The sequence below is a fragment of the Paenirhodobacter sp. CAU 1674 genome, from assembly GCF_029222945.1.
GTDB lineage: Bacteria > Pseudomonadota > Alphaproteobacteria > Rhodobacterales > Rhodobacteraceae > Rhodobacter.
On the sequence record NZ_JARHUH010000016.1, the window covers coordinates 1 to 25,600 of the forward strand.

At 65.5% G+C, this 25,600-nt stretch carries 23 protein-coding genes; 9 read left to right on the forward strand and 14 right to left on the reverse strand.

Annotated features, from left to right (window positions below):
- Positions 1-121 precede the first annotated feature (121 nt).
- From P2G62_RS16690 to P2G62_RS16700, 3 genes are read left to right on the forward strand one after another with little or no spacing between them, the layout of a single operon-like run.
- Positions 122-1,504, forward strand: a complete 1,383-nt coding sequence (locus tag P2G62_RS16690; protein ID WP_275736018.1) for a DUF6638 family protein — start codon at positions 122-124, stop codon at positions 1,502-1,504.
- Positions 1,501-1,779 (forward strand): hypothetical protein, encoded by a 279-nt coding sequence (locus P2G62_RS16695; protein WP_275736019.1) that lies wholly within the window; start codon positions 1,501-1,503, stop codon positions 1,777-1,779. Before P2G62_RS16690 ends, P2G62_RS16695 begins: the two co-directional genes overlap by 4 nt.
- Before the next feature lie 7 nt (positions 1,780-1,786).
- Positions 1,787-2,461, forward strand: coding sequence for a DUF1523 family protein (locus P2G62_RS16700; protein WP_275736020.1), 675 nt, complete (start codon positions 1,787-1,789; stop codon positions 2,459-2,461).
- 93 nt (positions 2,462-2,554) lie between these two features.
- Here P2G62_RS16700 and P2G62_RS16705 read toward each other — a convergent pair whose 3' ends face one another.
- From P2G62_RS16705 to P2G62_RS16735, 7 genes are all read right to left on the reverse strand, one after another.
- Positions 2,555-2,998, reverse strand: coding sequence for a hypothetical protein (locus P2G62_RS16705; protein ID WP_275736021.1), 444 nt, complete (start codon positions 2,996-2,998; stop codon positions 2,555-2,557).
- Positions 2,999-3,145: 147 nt separating this feature from the next.
- Entirely contained in the window at positions 3,146-5,482 is a 2,337-nt protein-coding gene (locus P2G62_RS16710) for an aldehyde dehydrogenase family protein (RefSeq protein WP_275736022.1), read from the reverse strand.
- A 7-nt stretch (positions 5,483-5,489) separates the two neighbouring features.
- On the reverse strand, positions 5,490-6,449 hold the full coding sequence (deoC, locus tag P2G62_RS16715; RefSeq protein ID WP_275736023.1) for a deoxyribose-phosphate aldolase: 960 nt from the start codon (positions 6,447-6,449) through the stop codon (positions 5,490-5,492).
- Between the two features lie 136 nt (positions 6,450-6,585).
- Positions 6,586-6,945: a Grx4 family monothiol glutaredoxin gene (grxD, locus tag P2G62_RS16720; protein ID WP_275736024.1), complete on the reverse strand. Its 360-nt coding sequence runs from the start codon at positions 6,943-6,945 to the stop codon at positions 6,586-6,588.
- Between the two features lie 37 nt (positions 6,946-6,982).
- Positions 6,983-7,225, reverse strand: coding sequence for a BolA family transcriptional regulator (locus tag P2G62_RS16725; RefSeq protein WP_275736025.1), 243 nt, complete (start codon positions 7,223-7,225; stop codon positions 6,983-6,985).
- A 171-nt stretch (positions 7,226-7,396) separates the two neighbouring features.
- Complete coding sequence (purL, locus tag P2G62_RS16730) at positions 7,397-9,559, reverse strand: phosphoribosylformylglycinamidine synthase subunit PurL (protein ID WP_275736026.1); 2,163 nt, start codon at positions 9,557-9,559, stop codon at positions 7,397-7,399.
- A gap of 378 nt (positions 9,560-9,937) precedes the next feature.
- Positions 9,938-10,846 (reverse strand): LysR family transcriptional regulator, encoded by a 909-nt coding sequence (locus P2G62_RS16735; RefSeq protein WP_275736027.1) that lies wholly within the window; start codon positions 10,844-10,846, stop codon positions 9,938-9,940.
- 156 nt (positions 10,847-11,002) lie between these two features.
- Here P2G62_RS16735 and P2G62_RS16740 point away from each other — a divergent pair, with 156 nt between their 5' ends.
- The 6 genes from P2G62_RS16740 to P2G62_RS16765 all read left to right on the forward strand — a co-directional run bounded on the left by P2G62_RS16740 (position 11,003) and on the right by P2G62_RS16765 (position 18,063).
- Entirely contained in the window at positions 11,003-14,398 is a 3,396-nt protein-coding gene (locus tag P2G62_RS16740; protein ID WP_275736028.1) for an indolepyruvate ferredoxin oxidoreductase family protein, read from the forward strand.
- Between the two features lie 105 nt (positions 14,399-14,503).
- Positions 14,504-15,316 (forward strand): aspartate/glutamate racemase family protein, encoded by an 813-nt coding sequence (locus P2G62_RS16745; protein ID WP_275736029.1) that lies wholly within the window; start codon positions 14,504-14,506, stop codon positions 15,314-15,316.
- Between the two features lie 27 nt (positions 15,317-15,343).
- A complete protein-coding gene (argC, locus tag P2G62_RS16750) occupies positions 15,344-16,372 on the forward strand; it encodes an N-acetyl-gamma-glutamyl-phosphate reductase (RefSeq protein ID WP_275736030.1) in 1,029 nt (342 codons plus the stop codon).
- Positions 16,373-16,444: 72 nt separating this feature from the next.
- Complete coding sequence (gene ccmE, locus P2G62_RS16755) at positions 16,445-16,888, forward strand: cytochrome c maturation protein CcmE (protein ID WP_275736031.1); 444 nt, start codon at positions 16,445-16,447, stop codon at positions 16,886-16,888.
- A 72-nt stretch (positions 16,889-16,960) separates the two neighbouring features.
- The gene (locus tag P2G62_RS16760) at positions 16,961-17,572 is read left to right on the forward strand and encodes a holin-associated N-acetylmuramidase (RefSeq protein WP_275736032.1); all 612 of its coding nucleotides are present in this window, start codon (positions 16,961-16,963) and stop codon (positions 17,570-17,572) included.
- Positions 17,563-18,063 (forward strand): holin family protein, encoded by a 501-nt coding sequence (locus P2G62_RS16765; RefSeq protein ID WP_275736033.1) that lies wholly within the window; start codon positions 17,563-17,565, stop codon positions 18,061-18,063. Before P2G62_RS16760 ends, P2G62_RS16765 begins: the two co-directional genes overlap by 10 nt.
- On the opposite strand, the gene rocF is transcribed toward P2G62_RS16765, so the two are convergent.
- From rocF to P2G62_RS16800, 7 genes are all read right to left on the reverse strand, one after another.
- The gene (rocF, locus tag P2G62_RS16770) at positions 18,064-18,987 is read right to left on the reverse strand and encodes an arginase (RefSeq protein WP_275736034.1); all 924 of its coding nucleotides are present in this window, start codon (positions 18,985-18,987) and stop codon (positions 18,064-18,066) included.
- Between the two features lie 178 nt (positions 18,988-19,165).
- Complete coding sequence (gene metG / locus P2G62_RS16775; RefSeq protein ID WP_275736035.1) at positions 19,166-20,875, reverse strand: methionine--tRNA ligase; 1,710 nt, start codon at positions 20,873-20,875, stop codon at positions 19,166-19,168.
- Positions 20,876-20,966: 91 nt separating this feature from the next.
- The gene (locus P2G62_RS16780) at positions 20,967-21,893 is read right to left on the reverse strand and encodes an FAD:protein FMN transferase (RefSeq protein ID WP_275736036.1); all 927 of its coding nucleotides are present in this window, start codon (positions 21,891-21,893) and stop codon (positions 20,967-20,969) included.
- Complete coding sequence (locus P2G62_RS16785; RefSeq protein ID WP_275736037.1) at positions 21,874-24,081, reverse strand: PepSY domain-containing protein; 2,208 nt, start codon at positions 24,079-24,081, stop codon at positions 21,874-21,876. Before P2G62_RS16785 ends, P2G62_RS16780 begins: the two co-directional genes overlap by 20 nt.
- Before the next feature lie 15 nt (positions 24,082-24,096).
- Positions 24,097-24,567, reverse strand: coding sequence for a DUF2271 domain-containing protein (locus P2G62_RS16790; protein WP_275736038.1), 471 nt, complete (start codon positions 24,565-24,567; stop codon positions 24,097-24,099).
- Between the two features lie 22 nt (positions 24,568-24,589).
- Positions 24,590-25,030: a hypothetical protein gene (locus P2G62_RS16795; RefSeq protein WP_275736039.1), complete on the reverse strand. Its 441-nt coding sequence runs from the start codon at positions 25,028-25,030 to the stop codon at positions 24,590-24,592.
- Between the two features lie 115 nt (positions 25,031-25,145).
- Positions 25,146-25,469 (reverse strand): PepSY domain-containing protein, encoded by a 324-nt coding sequence (locus tag P2G62_RS16800; RefSeq protein ID WP_275736040.1) that lies wholly within the window; start codon positions 25,467-25,469, stop codon positions 25,146-25,148.
- Between the last annotated feature and the right edge of the window lie 131 nt (positions 25,470-25,600).

The following is a 25,600-nucleotide window of genomic DNA, read 5'->3' on the forward strand; positions in this document are numbered from 1 at the left end:
CAAGCCCGCACCCTCTGGGTGATCCATGAAACGCGCCCCTCGCAGCCTTCAACACCATGTTTTATATAGGAAATATAATGGTCAGGACAGCGAAATCAGCGCCTTACTTGGGAAATGTGGGATGAAGCGTCTGATCGAAAAGGGGCTGATGTTCGGCAATCTGATCCGCGTGGACAGTCCCGCGCTGATCGAGCGGTATAATCGCGCGCTGAAACAGCTGAGCGGCAAGACCACGGCCCTGACAGAGTTTCACATCGACATTTCGGGCTATTCCCCCGAGGTGGGCGACGAACTGGGCGATCATTTGTATCTGAACCCGAACGGCTGCAACCGGCAGTTCATCCTGCTCTCGACCGAGCAGAAATCGGCGCCTTTGCTGGCTGCCAAATTCTCGATGTCGCGCAGCATCCTGCGGGAATTCATCGAGGCGAACGAGGCGCAGCTGTTCAGCCTGACCGCGCGCGATGCGGTGGCCGGAGAGCTGGAAGACACCGTCTATGAGCTGAGCACCCCCGCGCGGTTGTTCGACATCCAGCGCATGGTGGTGGTGGCCGATACCACCGGCAATCATGTGGCCGAGGCCGAGAAGCTGGCCGGTCTGATCGAGCAGTTCCGCACCCGGCCGGATGCCTGGTATGACGATGTGCTGATCGCGCAGATGATCGACCTGGCGAAGAAGACCGGCGATGTGACGCGCAATCCGGTCACGCTACGCTCTACCGCGTTTGAAACGCCGGATTTCTGGACGGCCCATTTCGGCGGGGTCTATGTGTTCCGCTCGGTCGCGCATCCGGCGGCGATCTGCATGGGCGATCGCAGCGCGCTTGGCGCCTTGCCGATTGCGCATGTCTTCGGCGCCGCGCAGCGCAACGAGATCGCCAAGTTTCTGGAACTGAACGGGTTGGTCGAACCCATCGTGCAGGCGCAGGGGGCGCAGGCCGGGGCGATCCTGCGTCAGAAGATGGATTTCATTCTGGTCGAGGCCGCCGCAGCACTTGGGCTGGATGCCGGGGCTGGCTCGCGGCGCGAGTTGCGCGCGGTGGCGCAGCGTCTGGGCGCCGATCTGCCGCCCGAGTTTCAGGCGCTGGCGGCGCTGCTGCGCTGGGTCGAGGCGGGCGGCCCCTGGCCGCGCATCGACAGCCAGCACCCGGCCTATTTCTACACGTTGCGGGCCGCGCAGGGCCCGTTGCGCGATCTGGTCAACATGCTGCTGGCCGAACTCAGCCCGCTGGATGTGCGGCAGATGTTCATCTGCCACAAGGAACTGTTCTATCGTCTCTACACGACCTGGCCCGAGGCGAAGAAAGCCTATGTGGCGGATTTCCTTGAGAAGGAGTATCAGATCGACAAGGCCGGAGCCCGGGCAGCGCTGTTCGGGGACGAGCCGTCGATGAACGAGGCCGAAGGGCCTTGGGGCGCCCCGCGTCCCGCGCCCCGTCCGGCACCGCGCGATCCGGTCGATCTGGTCGGGCCCTGGGGCGCAGTAAGGAAGGAGCGGCGATGATCGGATTTCTGCGACTGGCGATTTTCGGCACAGTGGCGGCGGCACTGTCCTATTGGGCGCTGCTGATCTATTCCCGTTCGCTCCGGCGCGAGGCGCTGGAAAAGGAATGGGACGGCGATTGGCACGAGGATGCCAGCCCCGAGGCCCGTGCGCTTTTCATCGAAGAGGGCATGGCCGAGTATGAACACAGCCTGCGGCGCAAGCTGATCTGGCTGGTCCTGGTGCTTCCGGCGGTGGTCGTCGGGGTGCTGATCTATCTTGTGAATTACGCGTGAGGCGGCGATGAAATATGTGAAATGGACATTCCTGGCGGTGATCCTCATCGTGGTGGGGGGCTTCCTGCACTACACCTTGCCGCAGCATGACATCGTGCGCGTGGTGAACACCTATCAGGAACGCCAGGATCTGAACGACTGGACGCGGATCTTCTGGTCCTCGCCGGACGATCAGTCGGGCACGCTGACCAACCGCGACGTGCAGTTCATCTCGGCGATCCAGACCAACGGCAAGCCGATGGTGTATCGCAATGAAGATACCGGATGGAACTGGCCGCCTTATTTCAAGTTCGACACCGCCAGCCTGCAAACCGAGGCGGACGACCTGAAATCCAACGCCGAAAACCCGAAATGGGCGGTCATCACCCACTACGGCTGGCGCAACGAGCTGTTCTCGATCTTCCCGAACGCGGTGGGGATCAAGCCGGTGGCGGGGCCGGATGTGCGGATCATTCCCTGGGTCAACATCTTCATCCTGACGGTGTTCCTGATCGTCCTGCTGACGATCCGCGCGATGTGGCGCCAGTTCAAGGAACGCTCGATCGACCCGGTGCTGGAGGATGTGGGAGAGGCCTGGGACGAGGTCGAAGACCGCGCCGATGCCGCAGGCGACGAGGTGCGCGGGCTCTGGGGCCGGTTCAAAGGATGGCTCGGCACCTGGCAGGGCAAACCGCGGAAATGACCAAAGGCGCGCCCCGGGGCGCGCCTTTTGGTTTGGGGGGTATGCGGGACGAAGCTGCCATTGACGACACGCTCTGCAATGTCTGCAATCACTTCAAGATGGAGTATCTGATAGTCTCCAGTCAGTCGCTGCAGCACAGGAAGTTGTCACTTCCCAGGCCGCGCCGTTGCGGCTCTTTGTTTCGCTCCAAAGAACCATTCCTGGGCGGAGCCCGCTCCGACTACAGATTGCGTCTGTAGCCAAGACGGCGATCAAAAAGTTGCCGTGCTCGGAGAGCGTTGGAGCCTCAATGATAAGGGTGAAATCCTGTATTGCATCGGCCCTGAGCACTTCACCAGAAAAATGTTCACCGAGAAGTTTTCCGAAAAAATCATTGGACTGCACTCCATTCTCGACGATGGGAAAAGCCAACTGAAAACCAGATAGTGCTTCCTCGACATTCACCGAGCCATCCTCGAGCAGGGGCACCTGAACAATGTCCGCATACGACGGTTGCGCAGAAAGAAGACAAGCAAAAAGACAAATGGAAATGCGCACGTTTTTAACACTCCGATCAACCGACGGGTTTGGCTACCGATATGTGCCTTTGTCTTACACAACAAGTCGTTGCTGTATCCCCCACTTCATTGCCACCATTCATCCAAAGTACAGCATCGGTCGCTTTGGGCTCGAACCTGCCTTCCCTCACTCTCCATAAGGCACCCAGATCGTCTTGATCTGCGTCGCACGGGTCAGGAAGCTGCGGCCTTGGGCATGGGTCCAGTCGCGGTTCTCCATCACCCAGGTGGGCTTCAGGTTGGCCGCACTTTCGGCCTCGACCATCGCCGCGCCTTGGGCGCTGCCGCAATACCACAGGGCCGCCACGTCATCGTGCTGGGCCAGCGTGCGGGCCAGATCGTCGCGCGGGCCGGTGACGATATTGACCACGCCGCCGGGCAGGTCCGAGGTGTCGAACACCTGATAGAGGTCGGTCACCGCCAGCGGCATCGAGGGCGCGGGGATCGCCACCACCCGGTTGCCCATCGCGATGGCGGGCAGCACGAGGCTGGCAAAGCCCAGAAGCGGCGCCGCATCGGGGCAGGCCACGCCCATCACGCCGAAGGGCTCGTGCATCGCCAGCGTCACATTGCGCGTCTTGGTCGATTTCACCGCGCCGTCGAACTTGTCGGCCCAGGCGGCATAATAGAAGGCGCGCTGGATCGTCGCCTCGACCTCGCGCGGGTCGTGGTCCGTGCTTTTCAGCCGTGCCTCGAATTCACCGGCGCGGGCGGCCAGATTTTCGGCGATGTAATACAGCACCTGCGCCCGGTTGTGGCCGGTGGCCTTGGACCAGCCGCTGGCCTTGTGCGCGGCCTCGACCGCGTTGCGGATGTCCTTGCGTGAACCCAGAGGCGCCAGCCCGATTTCGGTGCCCTTATGGGTGATCGCGTAGGAATAGCCACTGTCGGGGCGCTTCTGCGCGCCGCCGATATAGAGCTTTGCCGTGCGGTCGATCCCCGGCTCGGCGGGCGTGTCGGGGCGCGGGCTGGCTGTGAAATCCGTGCTGCCCTCGGGGCGTGCCTTCGGCTCGGGCGTGCGCAGATAGGCGGCCATCCCCTCGCGCCCGCCTTCGCGGCCAAAGCCGCTTTCGCGCATCCCGCCAAAGCCCGCGGCGGCGTCGAAGACATTGGTCTGGTTCACCCAGACCACACCCGCCTTGACCTTGGCCGCGATATCCAGCGCCAGCGTCAGGTTTTCCGACCAGATCGAGGCCGACAGCCCGTAGCGGGTGTTGTTGGCCAGTTCCACCGCCTCGTCGGGCGTGCGGAAGGTGCTGAGCGTGGCAACGGGACCGAAGATTTCCTCGACCATCGCCGGATTGGCGGGCTGGGCGCCGGTCAGGATGCCGGGGGCAAAGAAGCTGCCCTTGGCGGGCAGTTGGCATTCGGTCTGGATCAGGCGCGCGCCCGCGGCTTCGCCCCGGCTGACCAGATCGCGGACCCGGGCCAGTTGCACCGGATGCACAAGCGCCCCCATGTCGGTGCATTTGTCCAGCGGATTGCCGACGCGCAGCTTGGCCAGCCGGGCGGTCAGGCGGGCGGTGAAGGTTTCGGCCACGGCCTCGGCCACCAGCAGGCGCGAGCCCGCGCAGCAGACCTGCCCCTGATTGAACCAGATCGCATCGACGACGCCCTCGACCGCCGCATCCAGATCGGCATCTGCAAAAACGATGAAGGGCGATTTGCCGCCCAGCTCCAGCGTCAGCGCCTTGCCGCTGCCTGCAGTGGCGGTGCGGATCGCCCGGCCGACTTCGGTGGACCCGGTGAAGGCGATCTTGTCGACGGGGGCCGCGACCAGCGCCGCGCCGGTCGCACCATCGCCGGTGACGATGTTCACAACACCCTTGGGCAGGCCCACCTCGGCGCAGATCTCGGCAAAGGCCAAGGCGGTCAGCGGCGTGTATTCGGCGGGTTTCAGCACCACGGTATTGCCCGCGGCCAGGGCGGGCGCGACCTTCCACGCCAGCATCAGCAGCGGGAAATTCCACGGGATGATCTGCCCGCAAACGCCATAGGGCGCCTGACCGGGAAATTCATCGGCCAGCAGCTCGGCCCAGCCCGCGTGATGGTAGAAATGCCGGATCGCCAGCGGCAGATCGACATCGCGGCTTTCGCGGATCGGCTTGCCGTTATCGAGCGTCTCGAGCACCGACAGGAACCGTTCGCGTTTCTGCAGGTGGCGCGCGATGGCATAAAGCCACTTGGCGCGCGCATGGCCGGGCATGGCGGCCCATTTCGGCTGCGCCCGGCGCGCGGCGGTGACGGCGGCGGCGATATCCTCGGCGGTGCCCTGCGTCACCTCGGCCAAGGTCTCGGCGGTGGCGGGGTTGTCGGTGGCAAAGGTATCACCGGGCTTGGTGAAGGCGCCGTTGATGAAATGGCCGAAACGCCCGCGCGCGGCCAGCCAGGCGCGCACCTCGTCGGTTGCCTCGGGGGCCGGGCCATAGTCCATGGTTTCCAGAATCTCGGTCACAGTCGGCATCTTTCCCTCAGGCCAGTGCATGGCGGCTGGAGGACGCATAGCGCCCGGTCACATGGTGTTCGAGCTGCCGCTCGATATCGCCCAGCATCGACGAGGCGCCAAGCCGGAACAGATCGGGGCGCAGCCAGTCGCGGCCCATCTCCTCGTTCATCAGGATCTGCCAGTTCAGCGCGTCCTTCGCCGTTTTCATCCCGCCCGCAGGCTTGAAGCCGATCCGCACACCCGTGCGCGCGCCATAATCGCGCAGCGCCCGCACCATGGTCAGGCTGACCGGCAGGGTGGCGTTCACCGCCTCTTTCCCGGTCGAAGTTTTGATGAAATCCGCGCCCGCCTGCATTGCCACCATAGAGGCCATATAAACATTGCGCAGCGTCTTCAGATCGCCGGTGGCCAGGATCGCCTTCATATGGGCGGCCCCACAGGCCGCGCGCATCGCCGCAATCTCGTCATACAGCGCGGTCCAGTTGCCCTGCAGCACATGGGCGCGGGTGATCACGATGTCGATTTCGTCGGCGCCCTGATCGACCGCATAGCGGATCTCGGCCAGGCGCAGATCCAGCGGCATCAGCCCGGCGGGAAAGCCCGTCGCGACCGAGGCCACTGGAATCCCCGACCCGTCAAGGGCGCGCACCGCCGCGCCGACCATCGTCGGATAGACGCACACCGCCCCCGTGGTCAGATGATCCAGCCCCAGCCCCGCCATGATGTGATCGGCCAGCGGGCGGCGCGCCTTGGCGCACAGCCGGGCCACGCGGTCTTCGGTGTCATCGCCTGCCAGCGTGGTCAGATCCATGCAGCGGATCGCGTTGACCAGCCAGGCGGCCTGATGGTTCTTCTTCAGGCTACGACGGGCGGTCAGGCTGGCAGCCCGGACCTCGGCGGCAGGCGTATTGACGGCGATCTGCGTGAACCACGCGGGCTCGAGCGGCATGCCGGGGTTGCGGGTTGCGGTCGAGGGGAAAGACATGGCGTGTCCTGAACTGAGCGGGCCTGACGGCAGGCTACCCAAAGCCCGGGCGCGCCGCAACGGGGCAGGGCTGGAGGGAGGCAAAGCAAAAAGCCCCGCGCAGGACACGGGGCTTTGCGGCAGATGTCGGTGCCGGTCAGGCGTTGGCGGCGCGGATCTGTTCGGCGGCCTCTTTGTTGTAGGCCACGCCCTTGTCTTCGAACAGCTGATCCAGTTCGCCCGACAGGGTCATTTCGGTCACGATATCGCAGCCGCCGACGAATTCTCCCTTGACGTAAAGCTGCGGGATCGTCGGCCAGTCCGAGAAATCCTTGATGCCCTGACGGATCTCGGCATCGGCCAGAACGTTCACGTCCTTGTAGGTCACGCCCATGAAGTTCAGCACGCCCGCCACGCGCGAGGAAAACCCGCATTGCGGCATTTCCTTGGTGCCCTTCATGTAAAGCACCACGTCATTGCTGGCGATATCCTGTTTGATCTGTTCGATCGCGCTCATCTGTCTGTCCTTTCGGTCGCCCGGGGAGGGCCTGAAATCAGTCGGGGGCCTTGGTCGTCAGCGCCAGGGCGTGCAGCGGCGCATTGGCGCCGTCCATCGCACCCTTCAACGCGGCAAACACCGCGCGCTGTTGTTGCACCCGGTTCATGCCCTTGAAAGAGGCGTCGATCACTTCGGCGGCCCAGTGATTCCCGTCGCCTGCCAGATCGGTGATGGTGATCTTGGCATCGGGAAACCCCGCGCGGATCAGGTTTTCGATGTCTTGGGCTTCCATCGGCATTCGGGTCTCCTCGCTCGTTGCGACAAATCTAGGGCCTGGGCCGAGGCGCTGCAAGGGCGGCTGCGCCGGAGCCTCCGGCGGGAGTATTTGGGCCAAGAAGAAATACGTCCTTCTTCTTGGTGAAAATACTCTCGGGGGGTGCGGGGGGCAGACAGCCCCCCGTCTGCGGTCTCAGCCTTCGACCGCGGCGGCAAAGGCCGTGCGATAGATTGCGCTCAGATCGGCCAGAGGGGCCGTGGCGGCGCCAAAGGTTACCGCATCGCCGCCAAACCGGCCGACGCGGGTCACAGTCACGTCGGCGGCCCCGGCTGCGGCCTCCAGCGCGGCGGCGCCAGCGGCGTCGCAGATCACCAGATAGCGCGCCTGATCCTCGCCAAAGAGCGTGGCGATATCGCTCGCGTCGAGCGTCACGCCCAGACCGGCGGCTTCGGCCATTTCAAAGGCCGCCAGCGCCAGCCCGCCATCCGACAGGTCGGTCGCGCCCTTGACCAGCTTGTGCTGCGCACGCAGGAATTCGCCATTCTTGCGTTCAGCTGCCAGATCGACGGCGGGGGCATCGCCCGCCTCGATCCCGAAGGCCTCGTAGGCCAGTGCCGATTGGCCCAGATGGCCGAAGGTTTCGCCGATTACCAGCGCGATGTCGCCCGCCTCGGGCAGGCCCGCGATCATCTCGTCCAGCGATTTCAGCAGGCCCACGGCGCCGATGGTGGGCGTGGGCAGAATGCCGGTGCCGTCGGTTTCGTTGTAAAGCGAGACGTTGCCCGACACGATCGGGAAGTCGAGCGCGCGGCAGGCCGCATCGATGCCTTTGATCGCGCCGACAAGCTGACCCATGATCTCGGGCTTCTCGGGGTTGCCGAAGTTCAGGTTGTCGGTGGTGGCCAGCGGCAGCGCGCCGACGGCGGTCAGGTTGCGGTAGGCCTCGGCCACCGCCTGCTTGCCGCCCTCGAACGGGTTGGCCTTGACGTAGCGCGGCGTCACGTCGCTGGTGAAGGCCACGGCCTTGTCGGTGCCATGGATGCGCACCACGCCCGCGCCCTGACCGGGGCGGCGCACGGTGTCGCCCATGACCTGCGTGTCGTACTGCTGGAACACCCAGTCCTTCGCGGCGTAGTTCGGCGATCCGATCAGGGCCTTCAGCGCCTCGATCGGGCCGATCTCGGGCAGGCCGGCCAGCGGCGCGGCGGCGGGCGTTTCAACCCAGGGGCGGTCATATTCCGGCGCGCTGGAGCTGAGCTTCGACAGCGGCAGATCGGCTTTCACCTCGTTGCCATGCACGATCAGGAAGCGGTCTTCGGCGATGGTTTCGCCGACGATGGCGAAATCCAGATCCCATTTTTCAAAGATCGCGCGGGCTTCGGCCTCTTTTTCCGGCTTCAGCACCATCAGCATCCGCTCCTGGCTTTCGCTTAGCATCATCTCGTAGGCGGTCATGTTGGTTTCGCGCTGCGGCACATGATCGAGCTGCAGCTTGATGCCCAGACCGCCCTTGTCGCCCATTTCCACGGCCGAGCAGGTCAGACCCGCCGCGCCCATGTCCTGGATCGAGATCACCGCGTCGGTCTGCATCAGTTCCATGCAGGCCTCCATCAGGCATTTCTCGGTGAAGGGGTCGCCAACCTGCACGGTGGGGCGTTTTTCCTCGATCGTGTCGTCGAATTCGGCCGAGGCCATGGTCGCGCCGCCGACGCCGTCACGGCCGGTCTTGGCGCCCAGGTAAACCACCGGCATGCCGACGCCCGAGGCCGCGCAATAGAAGATGTTGTCGGTTTCGGCGAGGCCCGCCGCGAAGGCGTTCACAAGGCAGTTGCCGTTATAGGACGCATGGAAGCGCACTTCACCGCCCACGTTGGGCACGCCGAAGCAGTTGCCATAGCTGCCCACGCCCTCGACCACGCCCTTCACGATATGGCTGGTTTTAGGGTGGCTGGGCAGGCCGAAGGACAGGCTGTCCATCGCCGCGATCGGGCGGGCGCCCATGGTGAACACGTCGCGCAGGATGCCGCCGACGCCGGTCGCGGCCCCCTGATGCGGTTCGATGTAGGAGGGGTGGTTGTGGCTTTCCATCTTGAAGATCACGGCCTGACCGTCGCCGATGTCGACCACGCCCGCGTTTTCGCCCGGACCGCAGATCACCTGCGGGCCGGTGGTGTGCAGGGTGCGCAGCCATTTCTTCGAGGATTTGTAAGAGCAATGCTCGTTCCACATCGCCGAGAAGATGCCAAGCTCGGTGAAGGTGGGTTCGCGGCCGATGATTTCCAGGATGCGCGCGTATTCGTCGGGTTTGAGGCCGTGGGCGGCAATCAGGTCGGGGGTGATCTGCGGCTCGTTCATCATGGTCCTCCGAAGGCGCGTGTGTTGCGCGATCTTTAGGGCATGTGGGCCTGCGGGAAAAGGGGCGTTGGCCGGGAAAGATGCGCCGTTTTGACCCGATGCACGCGCAAAACAGGGGGCGCGGCGGGTTGGGGCCGTCAGGGCCGTGGGCAAGGTGCATAGGCGGGGCGTGCGGCGCGCCCCCGGGATGGATGGGCGCGGGATAAAAAAATGGCCGAGACAATGCTCGGCCTTAGTCCAACAGGGAGGTAGAAGATGATGAGAGATTCCTCATCTCATCGCCTTCGAAGCTCGATTTATGGGCAGTTTGTGAACCGTTCAAGGAGAATCATGCCGCAGATGCAGCATGGCCGTTATGCGCTGTGGTAATGCCTCACCTCAATCAGAGGTTGCGTCGCCCGTCTGTTGCCGACGATAGGCAAGGATCTCGTCCTGCACGAAGTCGCGGAAGGCGGTGACCCGGCGCGATTGGCGCAGCTCTTCGGGGTAGGCCAGGAACACCGGCACCTCGACCGATTCCACCTCGGGCAGAACGCGTTCGATGCCGGGGAAATCCACGGTCAGGTAATCGGGCAGGATACCGACGCCCAGATGGTTCAGGACGCCCTGCAACACACCGAAGTAGTTGTTGACGGTCAGCGTCGAGGCCACGTCATAGGCCATCACCTGCTGCACCAGCTGCGCCCCGGCCGTCACCTGCGGGGTCGACGGGTTCTGGCAAATCAGCCGGTGGGTGTGCAGATCCTCGAGCTTTGCGGGCCGCCCTGCGGTGGCAAGATATTCGGGCGTCGCATAAAGCCGCATGCGGATGTTCAGCAGCCGCTTGCGGATCAGGTCGGCCTGCGCAGGTTCCTTCATGCGGATCGCCACATCGGCCTCGCGCATCGGCAGGTCCAGCACGCGTTCTTCCAGAAGCAGGTCGATCTTCAGATCGGGATAGCGTTCGTAAAGCTTGGTCAGCCGCGGTGCCAGCCAGAGCGTGCCGAAGCCAACGGTCGTGGTCACCTTCAGTTCGCCGAACACTTCTTCTTCGCTGTCGCGGATGCGGGCCGCGGCGCTGTCGAGCTTTTTGGCCATGGTCGAGGTGGCATCGAACAGCAACTCGCCCTGCTCGGTCAGAATCAGGCCGCGGGCATGGCGGTGGAACAGGGTGGTGCCCAACGCCTCTTCCAGCGCGCGAATCTGGCGGCTCACCGCAGATTGCGACAGATGCAGCGCATCGCCGGCATGGGTCAGCGACCCCGCATCCGCGACGGCGTGAAAGATTCGTAGCTTGTCCCAGTCCATATCGGTCACTTTCGGTAAACTCGGCACGATTACGCGCTAAATTCTTATATTCATCTGTTAAACTTAACAAACCGGTTTCGCCGAAAAATTCCCTTTGTAGGTCAGCTTTTTTGACCTAACATTGCGTCATGCCCAGAAAGCAAGGGGAGGTGCTCAATGGGAAGGCAGGAAATATCTTTGGCTGATCGCTTCGATCTGGCCAAGTCGCCGGTTTTGTTGAATGGCACGCAGGCACTGGTGCGTCTGGTGCTGGCGCAGGCGGCGCGGGACCGTGCCGCGGGTTGGCATACGGCGGGTTATGTCACCGGCTATCGCGGCAGCCCGCTGGGCGCGGTCGATCTGCAGATGAGCAAGGCGCAGAAGGTGCTGGAAGCCGCCGATGTGCGGTTTCAGCCCGGGCTGAACGAGGATCTGGCGGCCACCGCGATCTGGGGCACGCAACAGGCCGAGTTGCGCGGCGAGGGGCGCTTCGACGGTGTTTTCGCGCTGTGGTATGGCAAGGGGCCGGGGGTTGACCGTTCGGGCGACGTGATGCGCCATGCGAATATGGCCGGCACCTCGGCCAAAGGCGGCGTGCTGATGGCGATGGGCGACGACCACACCGGCGAAAGCTCGACCGTGCTGCATCAGTCCGACTGGGCGATGGTCGATGCCTATATGCCGGTGCTGTCGCCTGCGGGCGTGCAGGAAATCCTGGATTTCGGCCATTACGGCTATGCGCTCAGCCGGTTTTCCGGGGTCTGGGTCGGGCTCAAGACGATGAAGGACACGGTCGAGGCGACGGCGGTTGTCGATGGCGACCCGTACCGCATGCAGTTCGTTACGCCGGACATCAAACTGCCGCCGGGTGGGCTGAACATCCGGCTGGGCGATACCCCGGTCGCGCAGGAAGCGCGGATGATCGACCACAAGCGGTTCGCGGCCGAGGCCTTCGCCCGCGCCAACCGGATCGACAAGCGGATGCATGGCAAGCCCGGCGCCAAGATCGGCTTTGTCGCGGCGGGCAAGAACTGGCTCGATCTGGTGCATGCGCTGCAACTGCTGGGGATCGGTGAGGCCGAGGCTGAACGGCTGGGCCTGACCACCTGGAAAGTCGCACAGACCTTCCCGATGGACATGAAATCCTTTGCCGAATGGGCCGAGGGGCTGGAGGTGATCGTCGTCGTCGAGGAGAAGCGCAAGCTGATCGAAGTGCAGGTGAAAGAGGCGATCTTCGACAACCGGCGCGGGCGGCGGGTGCTGGGCTGGCACCATGATCGCACCGGGGCCGAGTTGTTCCCGACGCGCTATGCGCTGGACCCGGTGATGATCGCCGAAAGGATCGGCCAGATCCTGATCGAGGAAGGCCGCGGCACCGAAGCGGTGAAGGCGGGGCTTGCCCGCATCGCGGACGCGCGCCGCGCTGACAACGCCCCCGAGATCGCCACGCGCACGCCGTGGTTCTGTTCGGGCTGTCCGCACAATTCCTCGACCAAACTGCCCGAGGGCAGCCGCGCCTATGCGGGGATCGGTTGTCACTACATGGTGCAATGGATGGACCGCGAGACCAGCGGTTTCACCCATATGGGCGGGGAGGGCGCAAACTGGGTCGGCGAGGCGCCGTTTTCCACCCGCGCGCATGTGTTCCAGAACCTGGGCGACGGCACCTATAACCATTCGGGCGTGCAGGCCATTCGCGCGGCGTTGGCCGCGGGGGTGAACATCACCTACAAGATCCTGTTCAACGATGCGGTGGCGATGACCGGCGGGCAGCCGAATGAGGGCGGGCTGAGTGCGCCGCAGATCGTGCGCGAGATCGCCGCGATGGGGGTGAAGCCGATCGTCGTGGTCTATGACGAAAAGGAACAGATCGACCTGAGCGCCTTCCCGCCCGAGGTCGAGAAAGTCGAACGCGCCGGGCTGATGGCGGTGCAAAAGCGGATGGCGCAGGAAAAGGGCACCTCGGCCATCGTCTATGTGCAGACCTGCGCCGCCGAGAAACGCCGCCGCCGCAAGCGCGGCACGTTCCCCGACCCGGACAAGCGCGTCTTCATCAACACCGATGTCTGCGAAGGCTGCGGCGATTGCGGGGTGCAGTCGAACTGCGTTTCGCTGGTGCCGGTGGAAACCGAATTTGGCACCAAGCGCGCCGTGGATCAATCCAGCTGCAACAAGGATTTTTCCTGCCTGAACGGGTTCTGCCCCAGCTTCGTGACGGTGGCGGGCGCGAAATTGCGCAAGGCCCCGGCGCGCGCGCTGGACCTGCCCGATCTGCCCGAGCCTGCGCTGCCAACCATTCAGGGCACACATAACATCGTCATCACCGGGGTCGGCGGCACCGGCGTCGTGACCGTGGGCGCGGTTCTGGCAATGGCTGCGCATCTGGATGGCAAGGGTGCGGGAATGATGGAGATGGCCGGCCTCGCCCAGAAGGGCGGCGCGGTGCATATCCATCTGCGGCTGGCCAATGACCCCGCCGATATTTCCGCAATCCGCGTCGCCGTGGGCGAGGCCGATTGCGTGATCGGCGGCGATCTGGTGGTCAGCGCCGGGTCGAAGACGCTGGGTCTGATGACCACGGGGCGCACCGGCGCGGTGGTGAATGCGCATGAAATCGTGACCGGCGAATTCACCCGCAACCGCGATTTCCACCTGCCGGGCGAACAGTTGCGGCTGGCCTTGCAGGCGCGGCTACGCGACCGGGTGGCATTTTTCGATGCGACGGATCTGACGCGGCATCTGCTGGGCGATTCGATCTATTCCAACATGGCGGTGCTGGGGGCTGCCTGGCAGCAGGGTCTGGTTCCGCTGAGCCATGCCGCGATTGCCCGGGCGATCACGCTCAATGGCACCGCGGCCGAGGCCAACCAGCGCGCGTTCGAGCTGGGCCGTTGGGCGGTGGCCTTCCCGGACGAGGCGCAGGCCGCCTTGGCTCCCGAGGCACCGCCCGCCCCGGCAGATCCGATTGAAACCCGCGCCGCGCACCTGGTGGCCTATCAGAATGCCGCGCTGGCAGATCGCTTCCGCGCGCTGGTCGCACGGGCGCCCGAAGCGCTGCGCGAGGCGGTGGCGAAGGGCTATCACAAGCTGCTGGCCTACAAGGATGAATACGAGGTCGCCCGGCTGCATCTGGACACCGCTGCCAAGGCACAGGCGGAATTCGAGGGCGATCTGCGCCTGACCTTCCATCTGGCGCCGCCCTTCCTGTCAGGCCCCGAACATAACGGGCGCCCGGCGAAGCGGGCCTTCGGGCCGTGGGTCTTGCGGGCCTTCGCGGTTCTGGCGCGGATGAAGGGGCTGCGCGGCACGGCGTTCGATCCGTTCGGGCGCACGAAGGAGCGCCGGACCGAGCGCGCGCTGATCGCCCAGTTCGAGGCCGACATGGCCGAGATCCTGCCCCGCGTCACGCCCGAAACCGAAGCCATCGCCCGCGAACTGGCCGAACTGCCCTTGCAGATCCGCGGCTTCGGCCCGGTGAAAGAGGCGTCGGTCGCGGCGGCAGCGGCGCGGCGGGCCGAGTTGCTGGCGGCGTTTCGGGCGGGTGGTGCGCCAATGCCCCTTGCGGCAGAGTGAACGCGCCTGCCCGCATTTGAGGCGTTTATTTCTGTGGCGATGGGGCATAGAAGGGGCGAAACCCGCCCACGAGGCGGGCGTCATCCCTTGGTGTAAGAGGCAGGCATGGCAGTAGGGATTTTCGACAGCGGTCTGGGGGGATTGACGGTCTATGACGCCGTGTCCAAACGGCTGCCCGATCAGGCCTTCGTCTATTTCGGCGACAATGCGCATGCGCCCTATGGCGTGCGCGATGCCGATGACATCTTCAATCTGACCTGCGCCGCGGTGGAACGGCTGTGGGACGAAGGCTGCGATCTGGTCATTCTGGCCTGCAACACCGCCAGCGCCGCGGCGCTGAAGCGGATGCAGGAAACCTGGCTGCCGAAGGACAAGCGCGTGCTGGGCGTCTTCGTGCCGCTGATCGAGGCGCTGACCGAACGGCAATGGGGCGACAACAGCCCCCCGCGCGAAGTGACGGTGAAACATGTCGCGCTGTTCGCCACCCCCGCCACCGTGGCCAGCCGCGCGTTTCAGCGCGAACTGGCCTATCGCGCGATTGGCGTGGATGTCGAGGCACAGCCCTGCGGCGGTGTTGTCGATGCGATCGAGACGGGCGACGAAATCCTGGCCGAAGCGCTGGTGAAAAGCCATGTCGAGGCGCTGAAGCGCCGGATGCCGCACCCGCAGGCGGCGATTCTGGGCTGCACCCACTATCCGCTGATGCAAAGCACCTTCCAGCAGGCACTGGGCCCGGATGTCACCGTCTATTCGCAGGCCAATCTGGTGGCTGAAAGCCTGGCCGATTATCTGATCCGCCACCCCGAGTTCAAAGGCCCGGGCACCGTGTCGAAGTTTCTGACCACCGGCAACCCGGCCTCGGTCTCGACCCATGCCACGCAATTCCTGCGACGCAAGATCGCGTTCGAAGCTGCCTGAATTTTCAAGTTTTCCATGGAGATGACCATGACCCAGAGAATCGCGATCCTTGGTGCGTCGGGCTATACCGGGGCCGAGCTGGCCCGCCTGATCGCCACGCATCCCAGCATGAAGATCACCGCCCTGTCGGGCGACCGCAAGGCCGGCATGGCGATGGGCGACGTGTTCCCGCACCTGCGCCACATGGGCCTGCCCGATCTGGTCAAGATCGAGGAGATCGACTTTTCGCAGATCGATCTGGCCTTCTGCGCACTGCCGCATGCCACCAGCCAGGCGGTGATTGCAGAGCTGCCGCGCGACCTGAAGGTGGTGGACCTGTCCGCCGACTTCCGGCTGCGCGATCCGGCGGAGTACGAGAAATGGTATGGCAAACCGCATTCGGCGGTCGAGCTGCAGAAAGAGGCGGTCTATGGGCTGACCGAATTCTACCGCGACGAGATTCGCGCCGCCCGGCTGTGCGCGGGCACGGGCTGCAACGCGGCCGCCGGGCAATATGCGATCCGGCCGCTGATCGAGGCCGGCGTGATCGACCTTGACGAGATTGTGATCGATCTCAAGGCGGGCGTGTCCGGCGCGGGCCGCAGCCTGAAGGAAAACCTGCTGCACGCCGAACTGTCGGGCGGGACGATGCCCTATTCGGCGGGGGGCAAGCACCGGCACCTGGGCGAATTCGATCAGGAATTCAGCAAGTTGGCGGGCCGTGACGTGCGGGTGCAGTTCACCCCGCATCTGATGCCCTTCAACCGCGGCATTCTGGCGACGGTCTATGTGCGCGGCGAACCGGCGGCGATTCACGCGGCACTGGCCGCGCGCTATGCCGATGAGGTGTTCCTCGAGGTGCTACCTTTCGGCGCACTCCCCTCGACACGTTCGATTGCAGGCTCCAATTACGTTCATGTGGGCGTCACTGGCGACCGGCTGCCGGGCCGGGCGATCGTGGTCGTGGCGCTGGATAACCTGTGCAAGGGCTCCTCGGGGCAGGCGATGCAAAACGCCAACCTGATGCTGGGGCTGGAAGAAACTGCGGGGCTGATGCTGGCGCCTGTGTTCCCTTGATTTAAGTCAGGGACCGGCTGGCAGAGCGGGCCGATAAGGCCCCTCAAGCCTTTCGACGAGGAGGGAGTGGGAATGAAGAGCCTCAAGAAAAAACGCCGCATTCAGGTGCTGCTCGTGACGGCCCTGGCCTTGGTCATCTCGACCGGGATGATCGGCTATGCGATGCGCGACGGGATCAACTTCTTCCGCGCGCCTTCGCAGATGGCCGAGAACCCGCCCAAACCGGGCGAGGTGTTCCGTCTGGGCGGGCTGGTCGAGGAAGGTTCGATCCAGCGCGGCGCGGGCGAAACGATCACCTTCAATGTGACCGATGGTGGCGCCGTGGTTCCGGTGCGCTTCACCGGCGTGCTGCCCGATCTGTTCGGCGAAAACCAGGGCATGATCGGCACCGGCACCATGGAAGGCACCGTCTTCGTGGCCAATGAAATTCTGGCCAAGCATGACGAAAGCTACATGCCCAAAGAGGTGGTGGATGCGCTGAAGGAACAGGGCGTCTACAAAGAGCCCACCTCCTGAGCGCACGGGGCGTAACGGCACCGTTAACCACCGATCAGAGACATTTCCCCGGGGAGCCTGGGGAAATGGACCATGAAATCAGTCACCGAGATTGCACGCGAGATCGTCGCCCGTGAGGGCGGCTATGTGAACGACCCCGACGATCCGGGCGGGGCCACCAAATACGGCGTGACCATTGGCACGCTGCGGCGGCTGGGGATGGATCTGTCGGGCGATGGCCATGTGACCGATCGCGACGTGCGGATGCTGACGCGCGAGAAGGCCGCGGAAATCTACGTCAGACATTATTTCGAGGGGCCGCGGCTGAACGCGCTGCCCGAGGCGCTGCAGGCCAGCGTGTTCGACATGTATGTGAACGCGGGCGCCAATGCGATCACCATCTTGCAAAAGCTGCTGGGCCAGATGGGGCAGGTGGTCGATGTCGACGGCGTTCTTGGGCCGCAGACGCTGGCTGCCGCGCATGCGGCCGCCGAGGCCGCACCGGGGCTGATCGCGGATGCCTACGGCATTGCGCGGCGCAATTACTACTACGCGCTGGCCGACGCCCGCCCCGCCAGCCGCAAATACGCCCGCACCCGCAAGGGCGGCAAGGGTGGCTGGATTCTGCGGGCCGAGGAATTCATCTCGCCCCGGTTTCACCTGACCGAGGCCGACCACAAGGCGCGGGTGGCAAAATGGGGATGATCGAAAAGGTCTTTGGCGGATCGGCCGCGACCACGGCCCTGGGCAATGCCGCAAGTTCGGTGGCCGAGGTCTTCGTGCCCAATGCGACCAAGAAAATGGAAGCCGCGCATGATGCCTACAAGGCTGCGCTGGATGAACACGGGGCCGAGTTTCAGCACGAACGCCCCGGCTGGTTCGACCGGTTCGTGAATGGGCTGAACCGGATGCCGCGACCGATGCTGGCGCTCGGCACGCTGGGGTTGTTCATCTATGCGATGATCGACCCGGTCAGTTTTGCGCAGCGCATGGTCGGGCTGAACTATGTTCCCGAACCGCTGTGGTGGCTGCTCGGCGCGATTGTCAGCTTCTATTTCGGGGCGCGCGAGGCCTATTATTTTCGCACCAAACCCGTTGTGGCGGCGGCGACCGCGGCGCTGACGACCGGGGCGGCGCCCGCCGCCGATGACAACCCGGCCCTGGCCGAATGGCGCGCGCGCGGCGCAGGCACCTGATCAGAAGCTGCGGGTGGGCCGGTCGAACACCTTCCGGCCCATCAGCGAGGCCACCAGATCCACCATCAGCTTCGCCGTGCGCCCGCGTTCATCCAGAAACGGGTTCAGCTCGACCAGATCGAGCGAGGTGACGAGTTGCGATTCATGCAGCAACTCCATCACCAGATGCGCCTCGCGGAAGGTGGCGCCGCCGGGCACTGTGGTGCCCACCGCCGGTGCGATGGCGGGATCGAGGAAATCGACATCCAGCGAGACATGCAAAAGCCCGCCCGCCGCGCGCACCCGGTCCAGGAATTCACGCAGCGGCGCGCTGATGCCGCGTTCGTCCAGCACGCGCATGTCGGCGATCTCGACGGCCTCGGGGATCAGGGCCTGGGCCTCGGCCTCGTCGACCGAACGGATGCCCAGCATGCAGATGTTTTCGGGCGGCACCGGCGCAGGGAAGGGCGGAAACGCGCCAAACCCTGGGCGTCCGGCGATATAGGCCACCGGCGTGCCATGCAGATTGCCGCTTTGCGTGCTGTCGGGCGTGTGAAAATCGGTATGCGCATCAAGCCACAGCACGAACAGCGGGCGGCCAAGCGCCGCCGCATGCGCCGCCATCCCCGCGACCGAGCCCAGCGACAGCGAATGATCGCCGCCCATGAAGATCGGAAACCCCTCTGCCGCAGCGGCGCGGCCCGCCTTGGTTAGCGCCTCGGTCCAGCCGACGGTTTCGGCCAGATGATGCACCGCAGGATTTGCATGGGCCATCGGCGGATGCGCCACCGGCGCCACATCGCCCCGGTCGATCACGCTATGCCCCAGCCCGGTGATCGCCTCGGAAATTCCTGCCACGCGAAAGGCGGCAGGGCCCATCAGGCAGCCCGCGCGTTTCTGGCCACTGTCCACCGGCGCGCCGATCAGGATGCAGGTCTGGGTCATCGGGCCCTCCTTTCGCCCGATGATGGCGCAGCTTGCGGAAAAGAGAAAGGGGGCTGTCTGCCCCCTCTTCGGCTGCGCCGAATTCACCCCCGAGGATATTTGCGCCAGAAAGAAAGCGCGCGGCCTTCTTTCTGGCGCAAATATCCCGGGGGAGGCCGCAGGCCGGGGGCAGCGCCCCTTAGCCGCGCGTGCCTGCGAAGCGCTGTTGCCAGTCTTCGCGTTCTTCATCGGCGATCTTGCGGAACAGAACCTCGGGCGTGGTGAAGGTATGGCCCACGGGCAGCAGTTGGAGCGCGGTTTTCGCATCGCCCGGCCAGCTGCGGTCTTCGGTCTGCATCCCTGCCAGCATCGCCTGCGCCGCATCCGGGATGAAGGGGGCCGACAGCACCGCATAGAGCCGCACAAGATTGAGCGCGAGGCGGGTCTGGGCTGCGGCCTGATCGGGATCGGTCTTGAACACGGTCCAGGGGGCGGCGGCCTGCAGATATTCGTTGCCCGCAACCCAGATCGCGCGCAATTCGGCGGCGGCCTTGCGCACTTCCTTCTCTTCCATGAAGGTTTCGTAGGCGCGGATGCGGGTGTTCAACTCGTCGATCAGGGCTTCTTCACGCGCGCCCCATTCCCCGCCTGCGGGCAGGGCCTCGCCGAATTTCGAACGGCAGAACTTGGTGATCCGGCTGACGAAATTGCCCAGCACATCGGCCAAATCCTTGTTCACCGAGGTCTGGAAATTCTCCCAGGTGAATTCGGCATCCGCGCTTTCGGGCGCGTGGCTCAGTAGCCACCAGCGCCAGTAATCGGCGGGCAGGATTTCCAGCGCCTGATCCATGAACACGCCGCGCCCGCGCGAAGTCGAGAACTGGCCACCATCATAGTTCAGGTAGTTGAACGATTTGATGTAATCGACCAGTTTCCACGGCTCGTTGCTGCCCAGAATGGTCGCCGGGAAGCCGATGGTGTGGAACGGCACGTTATCCTTGCCCATGAACTGGGTATAGGTCACGTCATCCGCGCCCTTGTCGGTGCGCCACCAGCGGGCCCAGTCGCCGCCGGTCTTGTCGGCCCATTCCTGCGTCGCGCCGATATATTCGATGGGCGCATCGAACCAGACGTAGAACACCTTGCCATCCATGCCCTGCCACGGCGCGCCGTCGAATTGCGCGGGCACGCCCCAGCTCAGGTCGCGGGTGATGCCGCGGTCCTGCAGCCCGTCGCCATCATTGAGCCATTTCTTCGCGATCGAGGTGGTCAGCACCGGCCAGTCGGTCTTGCTGTCGATCCAGGCCTGCAGCTTGTCGCGCATCGCCGACTGGCGCAGGAACAGGTGTTTGGTTTCGCGCAGTTCCAGATCGGTCGAGCCCGAGATCACCGAGCGCGGGTTGATCAGGTCCACCGGGTCAAGCTGCTTGGTGCAGTTGTCGCACTGATCGCCGCGGGCGCTGTCAAACCCGCAGTTCGGGCAGGTGCCTTCGATATAGCGGTCGGGCAGGAAGCGCCCGTCGGTCACCGAATACATCTGTTTTTCCGTGACTTCGCGGATCAGCCCCTGTTCGGCCAGAACCTTGGCGAAATGCTGCGTCAGCGCCCGGTTCTGCGCGCTGGAGGAGCGCCCGAAATGATCGAAGGACAGCCGGAAGCCGCGCGCGATCTCGGCCTGAACGTCATGCATTTCCGCGCAGTAATCGGCCACGTCCTTGCCAGCCTTGGCGGCGGCCAGCTCGGCCGGGGTGCCGTGTTCGTCGGTGGCGCAGATGAACATCACCTCGTTGCCCCGCGCGCGCTGATAGCGGGCGAACAGATCGGCGGGCAGCTGGCTGCCGACAAGGTTGCCCAGATGCTTGATGCCGTTGATGTAGGGAATCGCCGAAGTGATGAGGTGACGCGCCATGATCCCGCCTTTGGTCCGGTTTTGCCGGGGTTTACCGCGCTTGGCCTGTCATGGCCAGAGGCTTTGCCGTTTCGGTCGCGGGGCTGCGCGCTCAGGCAGGTCCGGCACTGCGGTCGGTGTCGGTCAGGAACAGTCCTTCGATCCCAAGGCGCGCGGCCAGTGCGCGGCCCGCGGCCTCGCCCAGCACCATGAAGGCGCTGGCCAGCGCGTCCGCCTGCATGCAACTGGGTGCCAGAACGGTGACCGAGGCAGGGCCGTCCAGCAGCGGTGCGCCGCGCGCAGGGTCCATGGTATGCGACAGCCGCCGCGCGCCGACATCGACCCAGTGCCGGTAATCGCCCGAGGTGGCGATGGCGATATCGTGCAATTCGAACACCGAATGGGTGGCGCGGGTGGTGAAATCGGGCCGTTCCAGCGCCACCGACCAGCCGCGCCCGTCGGGGTGCGGGCCAAGGGCGCGCAGCTCGCCGTCGATGCCGACCAGCGCGCGGGCGATGCCATGGTCGCGCAGCACGCAGGTCAGCCGGTCCACGCCGTAGCCCTTGGCGATCCCCGACAGGTCGAGTTGCATCGGCGCGCTCTTGCGGGCGCGCAGCCCGGGAAGATCCAGGTCGAGCGTTTCGAAACTGGGGCGACGGCGGCGCGTGCGGGCGGCGCGGATCGCCTGCGGATTGGCGGGGGCGGGGCCGAAGCCCCAGGCCGCAATCGCATCGCCCATCGCGATTTCGAACGCCCCGTCGCTGAGCCGCCCGATCTTCAGCGCGGTGTCCAGCACCTCGGTCAGTTGGGCGGGCAGGGGCACCCATGTCTCCAGCGGCGCGGCGTTCAACCGCATCAGGTCGCTGTCGGGGCGCCAGGTCGACATCTGCACGTCGACCTGATCCACCGCGGCCTGAAGATCGGCCCGCAGGGACCGCACGTCAGTCTCGGGCGGGGCGTAAAAGACCACGGACCAGCGGGTGCCCATCGTGGGGCCGTTCAGCACCTGGCGGGCGAGGTCAGTAGACGTCTTCGGCATAACGGCCCTCGGCTTTCAGCATCGCAGGGGACTGGCCGGTGCCGGCCAGGATTTCGGTCAGGGCCATGCGCACGGCGGCGGCCATCTCGCGTCCGCCGCAGACCATGATCTGCGCCCCGCCGGCAATCAGCCGCGCGATCCGGGCGGCATCGGTGCGCAGGCAATCCTGCACATAGGCCCGCCGCCCGTGGCGCGAGAAGGCCGTGGTCAGCGAGGTCAGGCGCCCGTCATTCTGCCAGTCGCGCAGCTCGGCATCATAAAGCAGGTCGCTGGTGGGCGTGCGGGCGCCGAAATACAGATGCATCGGGCGGTGGCTGCGGTTGGCGCGCAGGAACCCGGCCAGTGGCCCGATCCCGGTGCCCGCCCCGATCAGGATCACCGGCGCGCGGCCCTTTGCGGGGCGGAATTCGGGATTGCGGCGCAGGAACGCGGTGACGGTGGCCCCCGGTTGCAGCGCGGTCAGCTGCCCTGAACAAAGCCCGCCGGGCTGACGCCGCACGCAGATTTCGACAAACCCGTCGCGGGCCGAAGAGGCCAGCGAATAGAACCGCGGCACCGCCGATCCCTCGGGCAGGACACCCAGCAGATCGCCTGCGTGAAACCGGGCGAAGCCCTGTCCGGTCAGCCGCGCCCACAGGCCCTGATGCGGCAAGGCAAAGCGCAGGATCGCGGTGGGGGCCTGCACTTCGGCGCCATAATCGCGCCGGTAGGTCAGGCGCAGCATATGCGTCTGCGGCAGGTCGGGCAGATGCGACAATTCCAGCGGCAGGCCCAGCACATCGCCCAGATCGCGGCCCCAGCGGGCGAAATCCTGCGGCGATTGCCGGTCGACCATCGCCAGCGGCAGCAGCTCGGTCCAGCCGATGCCGGCGGCAGCCTGCGCCAGATCGGTGGCATAACCGCAAAAATCAGGGAAAGCGCGGTCGCCGAAGCCCAGCACCGCCAGCGGCGCAGAGGGCGCCTGTGTCAGCGCGCGGATGCGGGTCAGCACACCGCGGGCGGCCGCAGGGGCTTCGCCCTCGCCATAGGTTGCGGCCAGAATGAGGACCCGTTTGGCACGGCCATACCGCGCGGGGTCGAACTGGCTCAGCGGTGCGCTGTGGACGGGCTGCCCCGCCGCCATCAGCGCGGTTTGCAGGGTGCGGGCAAAACCCCAGGTGCTGCCCCCTTCAGAGGCCACAAGCACGATCGTTTCTGCGCTGCCAGCCGCCACATTGCCCTTGATCCGGCGGCCCCGGGCGCGCGTGGCCAGCCATTGCTCCGCCCCCGTCAGGGCCAGCGCCGGCACGCTCAGCGCCATCAGGCCAAGGATCAGGCCCAGCACCAGTGCGCCTTGCCCGGTGTGCAGCATCTGCGCGATCTCGGAGGCGCGCTCCCACCCGGTCGGGGCGGCCGAGGACAGCACCGCACCGGTGCCGGGGTCGATCCGGGCGCTGCCGCCATCGGTTTTCAGGGTGAAGACATCGGTCGGATCGCCCGCCGCCGGAAGCGACAGCTTTTGCAGCGCGGCCACCGGGGTTTCGGCCAGCGCCGCGATCTGCGCCAGCGGCAGCGGCGCGGAGCCGACGGTGGCGGTGACGAAATCGGGCTCGGCCGGGTCGTCGGGCAGCAGCGCGAAGGTCGAGGCGGTCATCCACAGCCCGGTGAGCGAGGACAGCAGCAATCCGCCTACCGCGAAGCGTGCCAGTTCCACATGCACGCGTCCGGCCCAGGGGCCGCGCGTGCGCCCGAACCAGCGGGCCCAGCCGCCCATTCGCCGCGCCACCAGCCCCGCACCCGACAGTGCCAGAACCAGCATTGCGGCGGCGCCTGCGGCCATGGTGATCCGCCCCGTGTCGCCCAGAAACAGCGAGCGGTGCAGATTGGTCAGCCACAGCTCCGCCGCGATCGGATCGGGGGATCCCGCGTCCTGCCCGGTGGCCGGGTCGATCACCGCGGCGCCCGGCTGACCGCCATCGAACCAATAGGCCACCACGCGCCCCGAAGGCGCGCGGCGGATCTGTTCCAACCCCGGATGCGCGGCGGCAACCCGCGCGGTCAGATCGGCCACCGACAGGTCGGAGGCGGCCTGCGGCGCGGCCAGCCGCTCGATCAGCGGAAACACCGACAGCGCGGCGCCGCTCAGTGCCAGCAGGACGATCAGGAGCGCGGCGATCAGGCCGGGCCAGCGGTGGATCTGACGCAACATCCGGTTTCCTTCCGGTCAGTAGCTGACGGTGATGCTTTTCACATAGCGGCGCCCGGGCGCAGGTTGGCCCAGATTGGCCGAGGTCAGCGGCAGAACCACCTCATTCGGGCTGTCGGGCATATCCTCGACCGCGGCATCGACATGCAGCGTATAGCCCGCGTCAAACAGCGCATCCTGCAGATCAAGCGTAATCGTCAGCGCGCGCCCGGCGCCGACCGACGCGCCGGTGATGCCGTCGACCTGCGCGGTGTCACCGCCCGTCGCGGCATTCCAGCCGCTCAGGTGGCGGTAATATTTCGCCTTGCCCCCGGCCAGCCACAGGCTGCCCGCATAGGCGCCCTGTGGATCGGTGACATAAAGGGCCAGATAGGCGCCATCGCCGCCGTAATTGGCCATCTGCGTGGTGAAGGTGACCGGGCGGGCCTGGGCAAGGCCGGGCAAGGTCAGCGCGGTGCTGAGCGCGAGGGCCGCAAGAAGGGATTTCATCGGGTCGCTCCTTTATCTCGGATCAGTTGACTTGCACGGCGGGGGCAGCGCCCGGCGCAAAAAGCCCGTTCTTCGGCGGGGCGACGCTGCCTGCGGGGGCCGGGGCCTTGCCCGTGGCGCAGCCCGGCTGGCCCGGCATGCAGGAATAACCGTCGTCGTCATCTTCATCGTCGTCATCATCGTCACCGCGCTCACGGTTTTCGTGGCGCTCCTCGTGACGTTCCTTGCGCATGAAGAACCAGCCGTCGTCATCGTCGTCGCCGTCATTGTCAGCCAGGATCAGGGGCGCGCCGGTCGTGGCGAGGGGCAGGCCGTCGACCCGGGCCTGGCAGGCGGCGGCCGGCGACACGGCACAGCCGGACGACATGCTGTCAGGCGCGGCGATCGGTGCGGCGGACAGGGCGCCGACGATGCTGGTGCCAAGTGCGGTGGTCAGGGCGAGAAGGGCAAATGCGGATTTCATGAGGGGTCCTTTTCACAAGGTGTTTCGATAGGGCCGGATATGGGGGGCCAAGCTGATACGATGCTGAAGCGTTGCTCCGTTCCCGTTCAGCCTGCGTTCAGGAACTACCGGGGGGTCACTTGTGGCGTTCCTCGTGCTCTTCGTGGTCGTCTTCGTCCTCGTCGTCCGAACGCAGCAGTTCCAGCGTCGCGGGATTCAGGCGCATCTCGATCCGGTGACCTTGCGCATCGCGGGCGTCGACCTCGTAACAGCCGTCGTCGATCTTGATGCGCCGGACGGTCAGGCCCTGGGCCTCGACCAGCGCGCGAACGGCATCGCGGGGTTGCCAGTCGGCCATCGGCACACGGCAATGCGCCTCGGACGCCACCGCGGCAGAGCCGAGGCTGGTAGCGACAAGGGCGCACAGGGCAAGGCGGGGCAGGCGGGGGGCAAGGGGCATGGCGGTCTCCGGCTTGGGGTAGGTCTTGTTTGCGCGCCGAACCTGACAGCGGGCTGAAGCGCTGCCTTGGGCGGGTTCAGCTTGCGGTCAGCTTCGCGCGCGATAACGTGGACGTGAGCCGTGGAGACCCG

Bases quoted from the DNA above. Each gene is read 5' to 3' on its own strand.
- P2G62_RS16795 (WP_275736039.1), bottom strand. From the start codon at position 25,030: ATGAAATCCGCATTTGCCCTTCTCGCCCTGACCACCGCACTTGGCACC.
- P2G62_RS16780 (WP_275736036.1), bottom strand. From the start codon at position 21,893: ATGCCGAAGACGTCTACTGACCTCGCCCGCCAGGTGCTGAACGGCCCC.
- deoC (WP_275736023.1), bottom strand. From the start codon at position 6,449: ATGTCTTTCCCCTCGACCGCAACCCGCAACCCCGGCATGCCGCTCGAG.
- P2G62_RS16790 (WP_275736038.1), bottom strand. From the start codon at position 24,567: ATGAAATCCCTTCTTGCGGCCCTCGCGCTCAGCACCGCGCTGACCTTG.
- metG (WP_275736035.1), bottom strand. From the start codon at position 20,875: ATGGCGCGTCACCTCATCACTTCGGCGATTCCCTACATCAACGGCATC.
- P2G62_RS16760 (WP_275736032.1), top strand. From the start codon at position 16,961: ATGAAATCAGTCACCGAGATTGCACGCGAGATCGTCGCCCGTGAGGGC.
- P2G62_RS16725 (WP_275736025.1), bottom strand. From the start codon at position 7,225: ATGCCGATGGAAGCCCAAGACATCGAAAACCTGATCCGCGCGGGGTTT.
- argC (WP_275736030.1), top strand. From the start codon at position 15,344: ATGACCCAGAGAATCGCGATCCTTGGTGCGTCGGGCTATACCGGGGCC.
- P2G62_RS16745 (WP_275736029.1), top strand. From the start codon at position 14,504: ATGGCAGTAGGGATTTTCGACAGCGGTCTGGGGGGATTGACGGTCTAT.
- P2G62_RS16765 (WP_275736033.1), top strand. From the start codon at position 17,563: ATGGGGATGATCGAAAAGGTCTTTGGCGGATCGGCCGCGACCACGGCC.
- P2G62_RS16700 (WP_275736020.1), top strand. From the start codon at position 1,787: ATGAAATATGTGAAATGGACATTCCTGGCGGTGATCCTCATCGTGGTG.
- P2G62_RS16735 (WP_275736027.1), bottom strand. From the start codon at position 10,846: ATGGACTGGGACAAGCTACGAATCTTTCACGCCGTCGCGGATGCGGGG.
- P2G62_RS16800 (WP_275736040.1), bottom strand. From the start codon at position 25,469: ATGCCCCTTGCCCCCCGCCTGCCCCGCCTTGCCCTGTGCGCCCTTGTC.
- grxD (WP_275736024.1), bottom strand. From the start codon at position 6,945: ATGAGCGCGATCGAACAGATCAAACAGGATATCGCCAGCAATGACGTG.
- P2G62_RS16740 (WP_275736028.1), top strand. From the start codon at position 11,003: ATGGGAAGGCAGGAAATATCTTTGGCTGATCGCTTCGATCTGGCCAAG.
- P2G62_RS16785 (WP_275736037.1), bottom strand. From the start codon at position 24,081: ATGTTGCGTCAGATCCACCGCTGGCCCGGCCTGATCGCCGCGCTCCTG.
- purL (WP_275736026.1), bottom strand. From the start codon at position 9,559: ATGAACGAGCCGCAGATCACCCCCGACCTGATTGCCGCCCACGGCCTC.
- ccmE (WP_275736031.1), top strand. From the start codon at position 16,445: ATGAAGAGCCTCAAGAAAAAACGCCGCATTCAGGTGCTGCTCGTGACG.
- P2G62_RS16695 (WP_275736019.1), top strand. From the start codon at position 1,501: ATGATCGGATTTCTGCGACTGGCGATTTTCGGCACAGTGGCGGCGGCA.
- rocF (WP_275736034.1), bottom strand. From the start codon at position 18,987: ATGACCCAGACCTGCATCCTGATCGGCGCGCCGGTGGACAGTGGCCAG.
- P2G62_RS16690 (WP_275736018.1), top strand. From the start codon at position 122: ATGAAGCGTCTGATCGAAAAGGGGCTGATGTTCGGCAATCTGATCCGC.
- P2G62_RS16710 (WP_275736022.1), bottom strand. From the start codon at position 5,482: ATGCCGACTGTGACCGAGATTCTGGAAACCATGGACTATGGCCCGGCC.